Source organism: Bacillus siamensis KCTC 13613, assembly GCF_000262045.1.
In the GTDB taxonomy this organism is placed as follows: Bacteria; Bacillota; Bacilli; order Bacillales; family Bacillaceae; genus Bacillus; species Bacillus siamensis.
The window spans coordinates 570,032-585,622 of record NZ_AJVF01000013.1; the positions used below are offsets into that span (position 1 = coordinate 570,032).

A 15,591-nucleotide genomic window follows, 5' to 3' on the forward strand; every position below is an offset into this window, starting at 1 on the left:
TAGTATAAAGGATTTGGTGAAAACTATGGATAAAACATCGATTATCGGTATCATCCTCGCCCTGATTGCTTTAAGCGTGGGCATGGTGCTGAAAGGGGTCAGCTTAAGCGCACTCGCTAACCCGGCAGCTATTCTGATTATTTTGTTCGGTACGATTTCTGCGGTAATCATCGCATTCCCCGGAAAAGAAATCAAAAAAGTGCCTGCCCTTTTTAAAGTGCTGTTTAAAGAAAACAAACAGCTGACCATTGCGCAATTAATTCCCATGTTCTCTCAATGGGCGCAAATCGCCAGACGGGAAGGTCTGCTCGCATTGGAAGCAAGCATCGAAGACGTGGATGACGCGTTTTTGAAAAACGGACTGAGCATGGCGGTTGACGGACAAAGCGCAGAATTTATCAGAGATATTATGACTGAGGAAGTTGAAGCGATGGAGGACAGACACCAGGCCGGCGCGGCTATCTTTACCCAAGCCGGCACATATGCGCCGACACTCGGCGTTTTGGGTGCGGTCATCGGTCTTATCGCCGCTCTTTCCAATATGAACAATACCGAGGCGCTCGGACATGCCATCAGTGCGGCGTTTGTCGCCACCCTTCTCGGGATCTTTACGGGATATGTACTATGGCATCCTTTCGCCAACAAGCTGAAACGTAAATCAAAACAGGAAGTCAAACTGCGTGAAATCATGATTGAAGGCGTTCTGTCGGTGCTTGAAGGACAGGCGCCGAAAGTGATCGAACAAAAACTTCTCATGTATCTCCCTGCGAACGAACGAGCAAAAGTCATTGAACAAGAAGGAGAGGCAACCAATGGCGAGAAAAAAGAAGAAGAAGCATGATGACGAGCATGTGGATGAGTCTTGGCTGATCCCGTACGCGGACCTTCTCACCCTTCTTTTGGCTCTGTTCATTGTATTGTTCGCCATGAGTTCTGTCGACGCGGCGAAATTTCAAATGCTGTCTAAATCATTTAACGCCGTTTTCACAGGAGGCACGGGGGTCCTTGAATATTCAAGCGTCACCCCTCCCGAAAATGAAAAAGACGGCGTTGATCAGTTAAAAAAAGACAAGGAAAAAGATAAAGAACAGAAAAAGAAAGAAAGAGAAGCAGCCGACCGCGAAGAGCTTGAAGGTGTGCAAAAGCAAGTCAAACAATTTATAAAAAACAAAAAGCTTGAACATCAGCTGGAAACAAAGCTGACAAAAGAAGGCCTCTTAATTACCATTAAAGACAGTATCTTTTTTGACTCAGGACGGGCGGATATCCGCCAGGAAGATATTCCGCTTGCGAAGGAAATCTCGAATCTCCTTGTGCTGAATCCGCCAAGGAACATTATCATCAGCGGGCATACGGACAATGTGCCGATTAAAAACTCACAATTTCAATCAAACTGGCATTTAAGCGTCATGCGGGCCGTCAACTTCATGGCTATTCTTACAGAAAACCCGAAACTTGATGCAAAAGTATTCAGCGCCAAAGGTTTCGGTGAGTATAAGCCGGCTGCGTCGAACAAAACCGCGGAAGGACGCAGCAAAAACAGGCGTGTCGAGGTATTGATACAGCCTAGAAACGCCGCGACTGACCAAAATCAGTAATATAAAAAAGGAAGCCTTTCAAATGGCTTCCTTTTTTATTTCTGATGAAAATGTTTAGCGTTTAATCCCACTCTTTTCAGCATTTCCGTACACATTTCTATCTCTTCATCACTCAGCACACTGATCATTTCTTTAATTTCGGCTGCATGATCAGGGAAAATATCGTCCAAAAGACGGATTCCCTTTTCGGAAATCTGTGCGAAAGTCACCCTCCTGTCAGTCGGCGAGGCTTTTCTGATGAGAAGTTCTTTTTTCTCTAATTTGTCAACAACGTATGTAATACTTCCGCTCGCTAATAAAATTTTGTCGCCGATCTGCTGCAGCGGCTGGTTGCCTTTATGATACAGCAGTTCAAGCACAGCAAATTCTGTCGGATTCAGGCCGTGCTTATGAATATGTTTATTCATATGGTCGTTTATGGACCGGTATGCACGCGACAGTACAATAAATAATTTCAATGAGTTTTCTGTTTTATCCGTCATACATTCAATCATCCTTTTTGCAAAAGAAACCGTTACAGAGAAACATTAATAAACAAAATGAAAAATGTCAACAAAAATCTTTCCAAAATTTCTCTTCTTTTTGACGGACCTTAATAAAATAATTTGTTTTTATAGCATTTTGGTTATTTTTTCTTATTAAAGAAGTATAAACAATGATATAATACCTCTATTCAAGTGTAATGTTGGAGCGATGCAGAGTGAATACATTTAAAGGTGCCCGGGGAAAGATCAAACTTTATCTCATATTGGTGATCATCCCGGCACTTATTATCAGCTTTTTCATATATGAAAAAGAAAAGCAGAAAATAGCCGATAAACACATACAGGAAGCCAGTATGATGCTCAATCTTCACCGCAATAAGCTCAATTATTTAATCGGTGAAACAAAAGCCCGGATGACAACACTTGCGATCGCTGTCGATAAGCCTGTCAATGAAGAAAAGATAAATGAAATTCTCGATCAGGCTTTTGAGGATGAACCCAGATTCAGCGGATTGTATATGCTGAATTCCAAAGGTGACGTCATCGCAAGCACGACCGATCTGAAAACAAAGGTGAATTTGGCCGACAGACCGTATTTTACGAAGGCAAAAAAGACGAAAAAAACGGTCATCACAAACGACTACTCCAGCAGAATTACAGGCCAGCGCATCTTTACGATCTGCGTGCCGGTGTTAGACGCAAACCGGGAGGTCACGGATTATTTCGTGGCCGCCATACAAGTCGATTATTTGAGAAATATGATCAATATGCTGAGCCCCGACGTTTATGTCAAGGCAACCCATGAGGATAAAGTGATATTTGCCAGCGGACGGGCAGATCAGTCAGAAGGCGTGAAACCCGTCAGCGGCTATCTGGATGATATTAATTGGAATATCAATGTTTACCCGAAACCGGTAGAGCTGAACGAGCTGACCAAAAGCGTGCTGCTGCCGATGTCCAGTATTGCCGTGCTGCTGAATATTCTGTTCATCCTCGTTCAATATTATCTGCTTAAGCGCAAGACCGAGCTGGAGCGCGCTCAAAACGAGGCACAAAAATTGGAGCTGATCGGAACGCTTGCCGCAAGCACCGCTCATGAAATACGCAACCCGCTTACAGGGATCAGCGGCTTCATTCAGCTTTTGCAGAAAAAATATAAAACGGAGGAAGATCAGCTGTATTTCTCAATTATTGAGCAGGAAGTTAAACGGATCAATCAGATTGTCAGTGAGTTTTTAGTGCTCGGCAAACCGACCGCGGAACGATTGGAAGTGAACTCGCTGCAGGATATTCTTGATGAGATTATGCCGATTATTTATTCGGAAGGGAATCTTTATAATGTGGAAGTGAATGTGGAGATTCTCGTCAATCGGCCGCTCAAGGTCAACTGCACGAAAGACCATATTAAACAGGTGATCTTAAATGTCGCGAAAAACGCGCTCGAATCAATGCAGGAAGGCGGCAGGCTGTCCATCTATTTAGAGGCCCTCGACCATAAAGCAGTCATTAAGGTGGCCGACAACGGAATGGGTATTTCTGAGGATATGCTTGAGCACATTTTCCTTCCGTTTGTCACATCAAAGGAAAAAGGCACCGGCCTCGGTCTTGTCGTATGTAAACGGATCGTGCTGATGTACGGCGGTTCGATTGACATTCAAAGTGAAGTCGATAAAGGCACAGAGGTCACCATTACCCTCCCTGCCGCTTCACGATGAAAAAACACCCTGAAACAGGGTGTTTTTTATATAAGGAGAATATGTGTAAGAGGATATACCGGGGAACGGCAACATAGCCGGCAGATAGATACGAGGCGCTTCGTGAGCTGTGCCAGCGGAAAAACCCGCTGACTGCACGCGGTCATCTTTCGGATGCGGCGGTTGATCATGAAGCGCATTCAGTCTTCGTTATCTGTTTATCATCAATCATTTGTTTGCTTCATATGCAGGCATGACGTCACCGCGGGAGAACAAGCCTATTTTCTTCACAAGGCCCTGTATTCCTTGGTGATGTGTGCGTTCACGGTTTATCAGCTGCTGATACGCGTTCATCAGACTGTCCAGTTCCTGGCTGTGTCTGATCGTGTCATATCCTGTAAACCCCTGCCTGTTAGCCGCATCTATCATCATTTTTCTCTTTTCATCAATAGATACTAGCAATTTTTCTTGTTCAGAATAACTGCCCATTCACTTCACCCCTCACCGCTAAAAGAATAGGAAACAAGTTTGATTGGGTTATTGAGCATTATTACAGATTATACTTTATTTGTAAACATTTTTTTACTAAATAACTTAATTTTTCATTTCATATTGGAATCTTTAGTATGATTACGAGAATAATACCCATTCAGGTAATGATATAAACAAAATGCGCCCATTTAATGCATAAAAAAACAGAGATTTTATATTACAATAAAAAACCTCTCATGCGGCTGACCGCATGAGAGGTTCGGACATCTATCCGTTTTGCACACTTTCATTTTCATAAATCGGCACCCACCCTTCAGTCGTCACGAAGATTCGGATTGCGACGACCCGGCGGTCCTCCTGAAGCGTAAAGTAATGGCGGATGTTCTCCGGAACCGAAATCAAATCCCCCGGATTTAAACGGACATCAAAAAAAGTGCCGTCTTTGCCCTGAATGACGAAGATGCCGTGCCCGCTGACGATAAAGCGGACTTCATCATCCGTGTGGTGATGTTCTCTTTGAAAATTGTTCAACAGCTCATCAAGATTGGGTGTTGTATCTGATAAAGAAATGACATCCTGAGACTGATAGCCGCGCCGGGCTGAAATATCCTGAATCTCTTTATCAAACACTGTGAGAATCCGGTTTTTTTCATCTTCGGTTAGATCGTATTTCTCCGAAAGCTCAGGCGGAAGTTTTTCAATGTTCCACTGCTCATAGATCACCTCTTGTTCGTCTAAAAAGCGCGCTACTTCTTCCTGATGTTCAATGATCGTATTCTTTTCGTCATGAATTCTGATTGTCGCCATTTTGCGTTCCTCCTTTTATTTTACAAGCTGCGGCCGAAGTGACAGAAGCTTGATATGACAGCTGAATAAAAATTCATAGGCTTCCAGCACCCTTTTCGCCTCAAACGCGGTCCGCCCCCATGCTGTAATGCCGTGATTGCGGATTAATACCGCGCCTGATCCGGCATCTGCATGGCGCGCGAAGCTTTCGGCCAATGCCGGGATGTGCGCCGGATTGTCAATGATCGGAACGGTCACCGACGCGTTTTCCTCCCACAATCCGAGCGCCTTAATCATTTCCTGCCCCTGAAAAGTGATTTGTTTTTCATCCCCGTAGAGCTCTGAGATGACATTATTATTAACGGTATGGACATGCAGACAGCAGCCCGCGTCTGTCTTTTGGTATAAGTACGTATGGAGAAGCGTCTCTGCCGAGGGTTTTAAGGAATGGCCGGTCTCAGCGGGCTCCCCGTTCTCATCGACTAAGAGAAAATCTTCGTCTGTTTCTTTTCGTTTGTCTTTTCCGCTTGCCGTAACGAGAAAAGTCAGCGGCCCGTCGGATACTTTGATGGAAAGATTCCCGCTTGTTGCCGGGAACCAGTCTCTTTCAGCCAGCTCGCGCTTTACTTCGGCAAGTTCGCGCCAGCGTTCTTCTTTTGCAGCCATGCCTGCACCTCCCCGATATTTTCGATGCCTGCTTTCACTTCATGAAAATCTTGAAAAGGCTGATGCCGAAGACCAAGCTCTTTGCATTCAGTCAAAAGATAATCTCTCGCAAAACACATACCGGATAACTTTGCAGCCTCGACATCCGTCACCGAATCACCGATCATAATGAGAAATTTCTGTCGGTCGGATAGCTTCCGGATGACTGACGGTTTGCAGCAGCCGCACTGATTCGTGCAGGCTTCGTCACAGGCGTGCGGCCAATTGATATGAATATATTCATTGTCAAAGGATGCATGATTGCAAAAGATCCGCTCTTTTTCTACGATGCCTTCTAAAAGCGGATGCACAAAAAAGTCCATTCCCCCGCTTACGATATAAAACGGGAGATCGTTTGACCGGACAAACGAAACAAAATCCAAAAAGCCGTCCCGTATTTTCGCATCCTCCAGAATAAAGTCCGTCAGCTCATCTTTTAAGCTGCTCGGCAGCAGCCCGAACATCCGGCCGACTCCTTCCTGAATTGATATGCTTTTAGACAGAACACCGTCTTTTAATTCAAGCCACTCAGGGGGCGCGAATTCTTTCATCATGCTGACAATGTTGTCGTTCATGGTGACTGTTCCGTCGAAATCACAAATAATCAGCGGTGTGCGGGTCATACGGATTCCGCCTTTCCCCATTTGTCTAATGCGAGCTGAAGATCTTTGCACGACGCGGCTTTTTCTTCAATCGGCTGTGCTTCAAGCACCGCATCAATAATGGCGCGAAACGCTCTTCCGCCGCCCTCGGCTCCTTTCGGATGGCCGTGAATGCCTCCGCCTGCATTGATGATGTGATCAATACCGAAATCACGCATTAACAATGGCACCATGCCGGGATGAATGCCTGCTGACGGGACGGCAAACGTCGGGTGAAAGACGTCTTCCTTTACACATTCATGATGGATCGCAAGTGCGGACTCCTTCGGAAGAGCGACGGATCCGTATGGTGACGGAAATAAGCTGAAATCGGCGCCGCAATAGCGGTTCAGCTTGCCGAGCAAAAGTGCGTGCGATAAACCGTAAACGGGAGATGATGTAAACGCGCCGCTGACCGCCGGATGCGCCATAATCGGAAGCGGGATTTCCCCATCTTCAGCAAGACTTTGCATGACGTCTAAGCCGTAGGCGAACACATTCAGTAAGAGGGCGTCTGCCCCGAGTTCTGCCGCGCGTCTCGCTTTATCCCGCAATTCAGAAGTCCTCCCCGTCAGGTTTACGGCGTACAGCGTGTTATGCCCCGTCTCCTCCCGCGTTTCCTTCAGGACTTGTTTTCCTTCGATAATGCGGGTTTCAAACGGAGCCAGTTCATTTTCAAAGAAAATTTCGTCATCTTTAATAAGATCCACGCCGCCGAGCGCCTGCTGTCTGAGCTGCTCTTTAATGTCGGCAAGATCCCGTCCGATCACGCCTTTAAAGATGCTCATCAGAAGCGGTCTTTCAAATTCGCCCAGCAGTTTGCGGATGCCGTATATACCGAATTTCGGCCCGGGAAGGGAGCGTTTAAACCCTTCGGAAAATTCCAGATCAGTCAATTTTATTTTTCCGTCCAGTGACAGCTTTCCGAATACCGTCGTCAGGACGGCCGGAATATCTCTTGAAAAATTCGCCTCAGGATAGGCGATGGTGATGACGGATTGTGTTTCGTTTTCTTTGGCCCCTTCTTTTTCCTCAACTTTCACGACCCGGCCTTTATGCTTTCTGAGCTGTTCCTGTTTCACCAGGGGCAGATCCGTCCAGGAGCCTACCGTCAGCCCCGCCGCAATCTGTTCCGCCCGCTTTTCACTGTCCGTTGTGTCTGTCAGAAGATATGTTGCCAATACTTCGCTCATGCGTGAACGCCTCTCTTTCTTTCGCAAAACATAAAAAAGCCTCTTCCTTAAGAGCAGAAAGAGGCTTCGTGTTATGTCCGAATCTTATCTCTCAGCTCCTGCTGCAAGAATTAGCACCGTGCTTTATCAGTCGGTTGCCGGGCTTCATCGGGCTCGTCCCTCTGCCTGCTCTTGATAAGAATAATGATTTTATAAAGTATTTTGAATTATCGCATTGTTATCCTGATATGTCAATGCTTTTTCGGGTGAAAAGATTCAGCTTCCCGATCCGTTCCGCAGCTTCTTTAAGTCTTTCTTCACTTGTCAGAAGACCGACTCTTATATAGCCTTCTCCGAATTTTCCGAACCCGTTTCCGGCTGCGACCGCGACATCCGCTTTTTCCAAAAGCAGATCTGAAAACGACTGCGACGTATATCCGTCCGGCACCGGAAGCCATGCAAAAAAGGAACCCGCCGGAGCCGTCACATCCCAGCCGATATCACGGCAGGCTGCAATCCAGGCATTGCGTCTCGACTCATATCTGTCATTTTGCGCTGCGACGCACGTCTGATCCGCCAAAAGAGCGGCGGCTGCCGCCTGCTGCGCCGCGGGAAACAGGCTGACAAACATATGATCTTGATAAAGATTGATCGCTTCGATGACAGACGCGTTTCCGACGGCAAATCCGACCCGCCAGCCCGCCATGTTATACGTTTTGGACAAAGTATAGATTTCAATCCCCGTTTCTTTTGCGCCTTCTGTCTGCAAAAAGCTCAGCGGTTTATGCCCGTCAAAACCGACAGCCCCGTATGCGAAATCATGAACGACACAAATGCCGTTTTGTTCCGCAAAGCTGACCGTCTCCTCGAAAAACGCCTCTGTTGCCACAGCACCGGTCGGATTATTCGGATAATTGAGATACAGCAGCTTCGCCTCGTTCTGCACCTTTTCAGGAATTGCGCTGTAATCGGGGAGAAACCCTTTATCTTCCGTCAGCGGCATCATTTCCATTTTCGCTTTCGCAAGGGCGACCCCCGACCAGTAGTCAGGATATCCGGGATCAGGCACAAGAATGGTATCTCCCGGGTTCAAAAGACATTGCGGAAGCTCAACAAGCCCCGCCTTGCCTCCGAACAGCACGGCTACTTCCGTTTCCGGATCAAGCGTCACCCCGTACTCCCTTTCATAAAATTCAGCCGCTGCTTTTTTGAAGCTGTAAGCGCCCCGGAATGATGAGTATTTATGATTTTCCGGCCTTTCGACGGCACGCTTCATTTCTTCAACGATATGCGGAGGTGTCGGCTGATCGGGGTTCCCCTGTCCTAAATTGATGATGTCTTTGCCTTCTTTCAGCTTTTGATTGACCTTTTGCACCAAAGATGCAAAAAATTGTTCCGGCAGCTGTTTGAGTACATCTGAGACTTCAAAGTTCATATTTTCACCTTCTAAAAATGTCTTGAAATGATAGTCCATCATCATATATGGTTAAATAAAAAAAGTAAAGAGAAACTTGAGGTGTATAAAAAATGAAATGGACCGTTTCCTGTTTGCAATTTGATATTTCATACGGAAATCCTTCAGAAAACTTCAAAAAAGCAGAATCTTTGATTGAGCAAGAAAGCCGTCATGCTGATGTCATCGTGCTTCCTGAGCTGTGGACGACCGGCTATGATCTCACACGGCTTGACCAGCTGGCGGATGAAAACGGCGAAGTTTCGGAACAATGGCTTAAAAAAACGGCCAAAGCATACAACGTACACCTCGTTGCCGGATCTTTTGCGGTCAAAGAAGGCGAAAATGTCTATAACACTATGTACATCGCCGATAACAGCGGGCAGATCGTGAAGCGCTATCAGAAAGCCCATCTGTTTCAGCTGATGGGCGAACATCTGTATCTGACAGCAGGAAACAGTGACGGTTCCTTTGAGTTTGACGGTGTCAAGTGCGCCGGGCTGATCTGCTATGATATCCGTTTCCCCGAATGGATCAGAAAACATACGTCCCAAGGAGCGAATGTCCTGTTTATCTCTGCTGAATGGCCTCTTCCCCGCCTCGATCATTGGCGGAGTCTGCTTGTCGCCAGAGCCATTGAAAACCAATGTTTTGTCGCAGCCTCTAACTGCACGGGGTCAAATCCCGATAATGAATTTGCCGGCCACAGCCTGATTATTGACCCGTGGGGCCGGATTTTAGCCGAAGGAGATCGGACGGAAGGCGCAGTCCGGGCGGAAATCGATGTTTCAGAAAGCGCGTCCGTACGCGAGACCATCCCGGTTTTCAAAGATTTGCGGCGTGATTTATATTAATTTTCAAAAAAATGTTGACAAGAATATCCGGCACCTGCTAATATTTTCATCAACTGATTAATCCGAATTGTGATACAAATCAATATATTTTTCTCTTATCGAGAGTTGGGCGAGGGATTGGCCTTTTGACCCCAACAGCAACCGACCGTAATTCCATTGTGAAATGGGGCGCGTACATTTTGCGCCGAGACGATTGTCTCATAGGGCACGGTGCTAATTCCATCAGATGTTATCTGAGAGATAAGAGGCGGACTGCACTGTTTCGGCCTCCTTCTCTTTCAGAGAAGGAGGCTTTTTTTCGGGCGTATTCTCCGTCACGATCTCTTACTGCCACTACATAATTGGAGGGTAAATCCATGTCTGCAACTAAAACAAGTCTTTATGAACAATTAACGGAAAGCTCCGCCGCAGCGTTAGCTGTGAAGCTCGGCTTATTTCAAAGCAAAAGCACTCTCACATGCCGTGAAATCGGCGACGGCAATTTAAATTACGTCTTTCACGTTTTCGATAAAGAAAACAAAAAGGGACTGATTATCAAACAGGCGATTCCTTACGCGAAAATCGTCGGGGAAAGCTGGCCGCTTACGATTGACCGGGCGAGAATCGAAAGCAGCGCCCTCATCCGCCAGGGCGAACACGTGCCCCATCTCGTTCCGGCCGTTTACTATTCCGATACTGAAATGGCGGTCACGGTAATGGAAGACCTTTCGCATCTGAAGATCTCAAGAAAAGGACTGATGGAAGGAAAACATTATCCGAATTTATCAGCCCATATCGGTGAATTTCTGGGAAAAACGCTCTTTTACTCATCCGATTATGCGCTTGATGCGAAAGTAAAACAGCAGCTCGCAAAGCAGTTTACAAATCCCGAACTTTGCAATATTACAGAAAGGCTTGTGTTTACAGAACCGTTTCTCGACCATGAAACAAACGATTTTGAAGAGGAGCTGCGCCCATACGCAGAAAAAATTTGGAACAATTCCCGCCTGAAAGAAGGCGCTGATGAATTGAAAGCCGTCTTTCTGAATTCCGCGGAAACATTGGTTCACGGCGATCTGCATACGGGAAGCATCTTCGCCAATGAACATGAAACAAAGGTCATTGATCCCGAGTTTGCTTTCTTCGGACCGATCGGCTTTGACATCGGCCAATTTATTGCAAATCTGCTGTTAAACGCCCTCAGCCGGGACGGTGACGACAGACAGCCATTATATGACCACACCTCCGCCGTATGGGACACATTTGTAAAAACATTCAGTGAAGCATGGGAGAAAGACTGCCTGCCTTCCTGCAGACACCTGCTGGAAGATACACTGAAAAACGCGTTTGAGGAAGCGGTCGGTTTTGCGGGATGCGAACTGATCCGGCGCACGATCGGGCTCGCCCATGTGGCTGACTTGGATGAAATCACTCCGTTTGATAAACGAATTGAACGGAAGAAGCTGGCGCTTGAAATCGGCGCCTATTATATCGAAAACAGAAAAGAACTGAAGCATATCACTGAGGTTCTGGATCAATTTAAGCTCCGTGTAAAGGAATGATGCAGCATGACAAATGAATTTGCCATCCCCCGTTCCGTGGAATGGAAAGAAACACACATCCGCATTTTAAATCAGCAAAAGCTCCCTGATGTCACTGAGTATGCGGATCTTGAAACAAAGGAAGATGTATTCGACGCGATTGTCACACTGAAAGTAAGGGGCGCTCCGGCCATCGGTATAACTGCGGCGTTCGGACTCGCGCTTGCCGCCAAATCGTTTGAAACACGCGATCTTTCTGATTTCCGCCGTCAGCTGGCCGATGTCAAAGCATATTTAAACAGCTCAAGACCGACTGCCGTCAATCTCGCTTGGGCGCTTGACAGACTGACGGATTCCATCAGGAATGCAATCTCAATCAATGAAGCGAAGACAACGCTCGTTCATGAAGCCATTCAAATTCAGGTTGAAGATGAAGAAACATGCCGGATGATCGGCCAAAATGCGCTGCACCTTTTTAAAAAAGGCGACCAGATCATGACCATCTGCAATGCGGGTTCAATTGCCACAAGCCGGTACGGTACGGCGCTTGCTCCCTTTTACTTAGCGAAACAAAAAGACCTCGGCCTTCATATTTACGCATGTGAAACAAGGCCCGTTCTCCAAGGATCGCGGCTGACGGCGTGGGAGCTGATGCAGGGCGGGATTGATGTCACGCTCATTACTGACAGCATGGCCGCCCATACAATGAAGGAAAAACAGATTTCAGCAGTCATTGTCGGCGCTGACAGAATTGCTAAAAACGGAGATACGGCCAACAAAATCGGAACGTACGGCCTCGCGATCTTGGCAAACGCCTTTCAGATTCCGTTTTTTGTGGCCGCACCGCTTTCGACCTTTGACTTGCAGATTGAAAACGGCGATCAGATTCCGATTGAAGAAAGAGATCCGGATGAAGTCAGACAAATCTCCGGCATACGCACCGCTCCCGAAGATGTGCCGGTCTTCAATCCGGCCTTTGACATCACACCGGGCAGCCTGATTTCAGGCATTATCACCGAGAAAGGAATTGTGACGGGTTCTTACACGGAAGAAATTGAACAATTATTCGCAGACTGCCAGCTGAGCTGAAAAACCGCTGATGATGTTGCCTCAGGCAATGTCAGCGGTTTTTTTGTCTGCATAATGTCAGCACTTCATCTTTTTGGGCGGCTGAAATCAGATGCATTTTAAAAAACAGCTCTGCATAACCGGCTATCTTTTGCGGACGGCTCATTTTCATCAGGCTTCGTCCTCCTTTTTCATCAGACCAACTTTTTTCACTTAATAAAATGATATGTCGGGCGTGAAAAAACGGAACGTGCCATATGCTTTATTTTTCTTTATAGGATATTTGTTCGATGTTCAGCAGCGCCGCTTTCACATCCGTCTTCGTGCCCGCGTATCCCGTTAAGGCGCTGTTTTTGCCGATTACCCGATGGCACGGGACAAAAATCGGCAGCCGGTTGCGTTTATTGGCCTGTCCGATGGCGCGCACCGCGTTCGGCTTGCCGATAGCTTCAGCTACATCACCATAGCTTCGTGATTCACCGTAAGGAATCATCGCCAGCGCGTTCCATACCTTTTCCTGAAAGAGTGTGCCTTGTTGTTTCAGAGGCAGAGAGAAATGCTTTCTCTCTCCGGAAAAATATGATGTCAGCTGCTGTTTCGCCTCCGACAGCACATCGGTTTCGCAAAATTTCACGCCGGGCGTATCTTTCCGCCACTCCTCAAAATCTTCCCCGGTGAGAAACAGGCCGGTAATAAAGCCCTCTTCCTCCGTCAGACTGACCGTTCCAAACGGTGCTTTCACACTTGTAAAGCAGATCATTCGCCGCTCCTTCTTTCTTCGGTATTCTGCCGGATCGGAAGCGTCAAATGAAAAACCGTTCCCTTCCCTTCTTCACTTTCCACATGAATGCGGCCCTGATGCTCTTCGATGATTTTATAACTGACCATGAGACCGAGACCCGTCCCCCTGTCTTTTGTCGTGTAGAATGGCTCGCCCAGACGTTTTAATTTATCTTCAGAAATGCCTGTTCCTTCATCTTGAAGGGATATCAGAATGTGGTCTTTATCAGAAGGCTGGATCGTCACGTAGATATTGCCGCCGCCCGGCATGACTTCAATGGCGTTTTTTAAAATATTGATAAACACCTGTTTTAATTGATTCGGCTCACAGTAAATCGGCGGGATGTTCCCGTTCTGGTTCAAATGGATCTGCACATTGACAAGATTGGCCTGGGCATTCAAGAGATCAGCCGTGTCTTTCATAATCTGCGTCACGTCTTTTTCTTCATATAATATTGCCTGAGGTTTCGCTAAAATTAAAAATTCGGTAATGATAGACTCGATGCGTTTTAATTCTGAGGTAATGACGTTAAAGTACAGGGAATATTCGCCTTCAATGCTTCCTTGCAGAAGCTGAATGAACCCTTTCAGCGCCGTCATCGGATTTCTGATTTCGTGGGCGATGCCGGCCGCCAGCTCCCCTACGACGTGAAGAGTGTCAGATTTCCGCAGCCTCTCCTCAAGCTCTTTGGCCTCGGTGACATCTTTAAAGATGGCCAGGTTCATATTTTGAATGATATTCCTTTTGAAGGAAAATTCCAATTTGCGGCTGTCACTGCTGCTTAACAGGAAGGGGATTTCATTATCCATTCCTTCCAGATCGATCTTTTTGGCGGGTACACCCGCGTTTTCAATTTCAAATAAAGAAAGAATATCCGGAACGGTATGCGCTCTCAGCTCATCATCGGGCATGCCGAGTATACGGCTTGCGAGAGGATTCGCGTCAATTATGCAGAATTGGTTGTCAAACAAGACTTTTCCGTCCATTGAGCCGTTGAATACTTTTCTGAACTTCAGCTCGCTTTCCCGCAATTCTTTTTCCATCCGCTTACGATCGCTGACATTTCTTAAAATGGTTAAATGCTGACCTTCGAGTATGGTTCGTTTTGATGTGAACTCAAGCTCTTTGTATTGGCCGTTTGCCATTTGAAACAGCATCTCTTCCCGGATTTCCCCGTATTTTTCATATTTCTTCTTAATCTGCTTGTATTTTTTCTGCGGATCAACAATAAACGTACATAAATTCGTCTCCACCAGCTTATCCATCGGCAGCTCGAAAATGCGGCACGCCGACTCGTTTGCTTTGGCGATTTTTCCGTCATCAGACCAAATGACAATCGCGTCCATGGCGTTTTCAAAGATTTCGCGGAAGCGCTCTTCGCTTTTAAAAAGTTTCAATTCCATCGACCGTTTCTCCGTTATGTCTCTCATAATAGACATGTAAAACCCGCTGATTAAGTTGGACGTAATCGTAAACTCAAACAGCTTCTCCTCGCCCGACCGAAGCTTGACCGGCAGTTCTCCTTTGGCGTTTCCTTTTCTCCGGAGGGTGTCCCAGATTTCTTTCAGGTGCTTTTTGTTTTCTCCGTCGGTAAAATGGCGGAGCGACAGATGGGACAGTTCATTCTGGCCGATCTCAAAGCTTTTGCAAAAAGAGAGGTTCGCATCAATAAAACCGCCGTCCTTATCAAACAGCACGATGCCGTCGACAGCTCTGTCAAACAAATCTTTGAACAGCTGCTCGTTCATGGAGAATTCACGCTCTAAGATTTTTTTAGAGGAGATATCCCTCATTACCACAAAAAAATAATCCTCCCCAATTCCGTCTCTGGCGAGGAATTCAATGTATTTTGTCGCGCCGCTGTCAAGCTTAATCGGCACCTCTTTCCACAGATAGCCTTTTTTCAAAAATTTTTTCACGGCCTTATTCAGTTCTTCCTGAGGCACGGAATATAAAAAGTCCAGAACGGAGCGGTTCATGAGGCTCTCTGCCTCAATCTGCATCATCCGGGCCGCGGCCTCGTTCGCCTGGACGATTTTCATTTCCTTATGGCATATAAAAATGGCATCAAGCGTGTTATTCATAATCACATGATACCGGTTCAAATCACTCTTCAGGCGGTCATTTTCCTCCTTCAGCCGCTTCAGCTGCTCTTTCAGCGACTCCTTTGTCTGCAAATCCAGAGTTTCAGCCATTCAGTACACTCCTTCTTCAAAAACCTATCCTTCAATATTTCTACAAAATACCTCATCTTCCTTCATTCGCCCTATACATTTCAGAAAATTTCAATGATATGACAAGTTAGAGTCTTTTTCTACGATCCTTACCTCCCCGTTACATCA

General features: G+C 46.5%; 15 protein-coding genes and 2 riboswitches. Of the genes, 6 read left to right on the forward strand and 9 right to left on the reverse strand.

The features are described 5' to 3' along the window. The first annotated feature begins 25 nt into the window (after window positions 1-25). On the forward strand, window positions 26-841 hold the full coding sequence (gene motA, locus Y79_RS0102950) for a flagellar motor stator protein MotA (RefSeq protein WP_016936349.1): 816 nt from the start codon (window positions 26-28) through the stop codon (window positions 839-841). Then, complete coding sequence (motB, locus tag Y79_RS0102955; protein WP_016936350.1) at window positions 813-1,598, forward strand: flagellar motor protein MotB; 786 nt, start codon at window positions 813-815, stop codon at window positions 1,596-1,598. The genes motA and motB overlap by 29 nt, the downstream gene beginning before the upstream one ends. A gap of 35 nt (window positions 1,599-1,633) precedes the next feature. Here the strand turns inward: motB and mhqR are convergent, their stop codons facing one another. Next, the gene (gene mhqR / locus Y79_RS0102960; protein ID WP_016936351.1) at window positions 1,634-2,080 is read right to left on the reverse strand and encodes a MarR family transcriptional regulator MhqR; all 447 of its coding nucleotides are present in this window, start codon (window positions 2,078-2,080) and stop codon (window positions 1,634-1,636) included. 200 nt (window positions 2,081-2,280) lie between these two features. Here mhqR and Y79_RS0102965 point away from each other — a divergent pair, with 200 nt between their 5' ends. Next, window positions 2,281-3,798 (forward strand): ATP-binding protein, encoded by a 1,518-nt coding sequence (locus Y79_RS0102965; RefSeq protein ID WP_155816700.1) that lies wholly within the window; start codon window positions 2,281-2,283, stop codon window positions 3,796-3,798. A 207-nt stretch (window positions 3,799-4,005) separates the two neighbouring features. Here Y79_RS0102965 and spo0E read toward each other — a convergent pair whose 3' ends face one another. The 6 genes from spo0E to Y79_RS0102995 all read right to left on the reverse strand — a co-directional run bounded on the left by spo0E (window position 4,006) and on the right by Y79_RS0102995 (window position 9,008). Continuing rightward, window positions 4,006-4,266 (reverse strand): aspartyl-phosphate phosphatase Spo0E, encoded by a 261-nt coding sequence (spo0E, locus tag Y79_RS0102970; RefSeq protein WP_016936353.1) that lies wholly within the window; start codon window positions 4,264-4,266, stop codon window positions 4,006-4,008. A gap of 270 nt (window positions 4,267-4,536) precedes the next feature. Continuing rightward, window positions 4,537-5,076 (reverse strand): 1,2-dihydroxy-3-keto-5-methylthiopentene dioxygenase, encoded by a 540-nt coding sequence (locus tag Y79_RS0102975; protein WP_016936354.1) that lies wholly within the window; start codon window positions 5,074-5,076, stop codon window positions 4,537-4,539. Window positions 5,077-5,091: 15 nt separating this feature from the next. Continuing rightward, window positions 5,092-5,721: a methylthioribulose 1-phosphate dehydratase gene (locus tag Y79_RS0102980; protein ID WP_016936355.1), complete on the reverse strand. Its 630-nt coding sequence runs from the start codon at window positions 5,719-5,721 to the stop codon at window positions 5,092-5,094. After that, window positions 5,679-6,383 (reverse strand): 2-hydroxy-3-keto-5-methylthiopentenyl-1-phosphate phosphatase, encoded by a 705-nt coding sequence (mtnX, locus tag Y79_RS0102985; protein WP_016936356.1) that lies wholly within the window; start codon window positions 6,381-6,383, stop codon window positions 5,679-5,681. The genes Y79_RS0102980 and mtnX overlap by 43 nt, the downstream gene beginning before the upstream one ends. Then, window positions 6,380-7,594 (reverse strand): 2,3-diketo-5-methylthiopentyl-1-phosphate enolase, encoded by a 1,215-nt coding sequence (mtnW, locus tag Y79_RS0102990; protein WP_016936357.1) that lies wholly within the window; start codon window positions 7,592-7,594, stop codon window positions 6,380-6,382. The genes mtnX and mtnW overlap by 4 nt, the downstream gene beginning before the upstream one ends. A gap of 81 nt (window positions 7,595-7,675) precedes the next feature. Beyond that, window positions 7,676-7,775: riboswitch (SAM riboswitch) on the reverse strand. A gap of 36 nt (window positions 7,776-7,811) precedes the next feature. Then, on the reverse strand, window positions 7,812-9,008 hold the full coding sequence (locus tag Y79_RS0102995; RefSeq protein ID WP_016936358.1) for a pyridoxal phosphate-dependent aminotransferase: 1,197 nt from the start codon (window positions 9,006-9,008) through the stop codon (window positions 7,812-7,814). 92 nt (window positions 9,009-9,100) lie between these two features. On the opposite strand from Y79_RS0102995, the gene Y79_RS0103000 reads away from it, so the two are divergent. The 3 genes from Y79_RS0103000 (at window position 9,101) to mtnA (ending at window position 12,489) form a co-directional block, all read left to right on the forward strand. Continuing rightward, a complete protein-coding gene (locus Y79_RS0103000) occupies window positions 9,101-9,880 on the forward strand; it encodes a carbon-nitrogen family hydrolase (RefSeq protein ID WP_016936359.1) in 780 nt (259 codons plus the stop codon). Window positions 9,881-9,972: 92 nt separating this feature from the next. Continuing rightward, a riboswitch (SAM riboswitch) is annotated at window positions 9,973-10,127 on the forward strand. 109 nt (window positions 10,128-10,236) lie between these two features. Beyond that, complete coding sequence (mtnK, locus tag Y79_RS0103005; RefSeq protein WP_016936360.1) at window positions 10,237-11,421, forward strand: S-methyl-5-thioribose kinase; 1,185 nt, start codon at window positions 10,237-10,239, stop codon at window positions 11,419-11,421. A 6-nt stretch (window positions 11,422-11,427) separates the two neighbouring features. Then, a complete protein-coding gene (gene mtnA / locus Y79_RS0103010; protein WP_016936361.1) occupies window positions 11,428-12,489 on the forward strand; it encodes an S-methyl-5-thioribose-1-phosphate isomerase in 1,062 nt (353 codons plus the stop codon). 241 nt (window positions 12,490-12,730) lie between these two features. Here the strand turns inward: mtnA and Y79_RS0103020 are convergent, their stop codons facing one another. After that, complete coding sequence (locus Y79_RS0103020) at window positions 12,731-13,228, reverse strand: methylated-DNA--[protein]-cysteine S-methyltransferase (protein ID WP_016936363.1); 498 nt, start codon at window positions 13,226-13,228, stop codon at window positions 12,731-12,733. Further along, window positions 13,225-15,444: a PAS domain-containing sensor histidine kinase gene (locus Y79_RS0103025; RefSeq protein ID WP_016936364.1), complete on the reverse strand. Its 2,220-nt coding sequence runs from the start codon at window positions 15,442-15,444 to the stop codon at window positions 13,225-13,227. Before Y79_RS0103025 ends, Y79_RS0103020 begins: the two co-directional genes overlap by 4 nt. Window positions 15,445-15,591 lie beyond the last annotated feature (147 nt).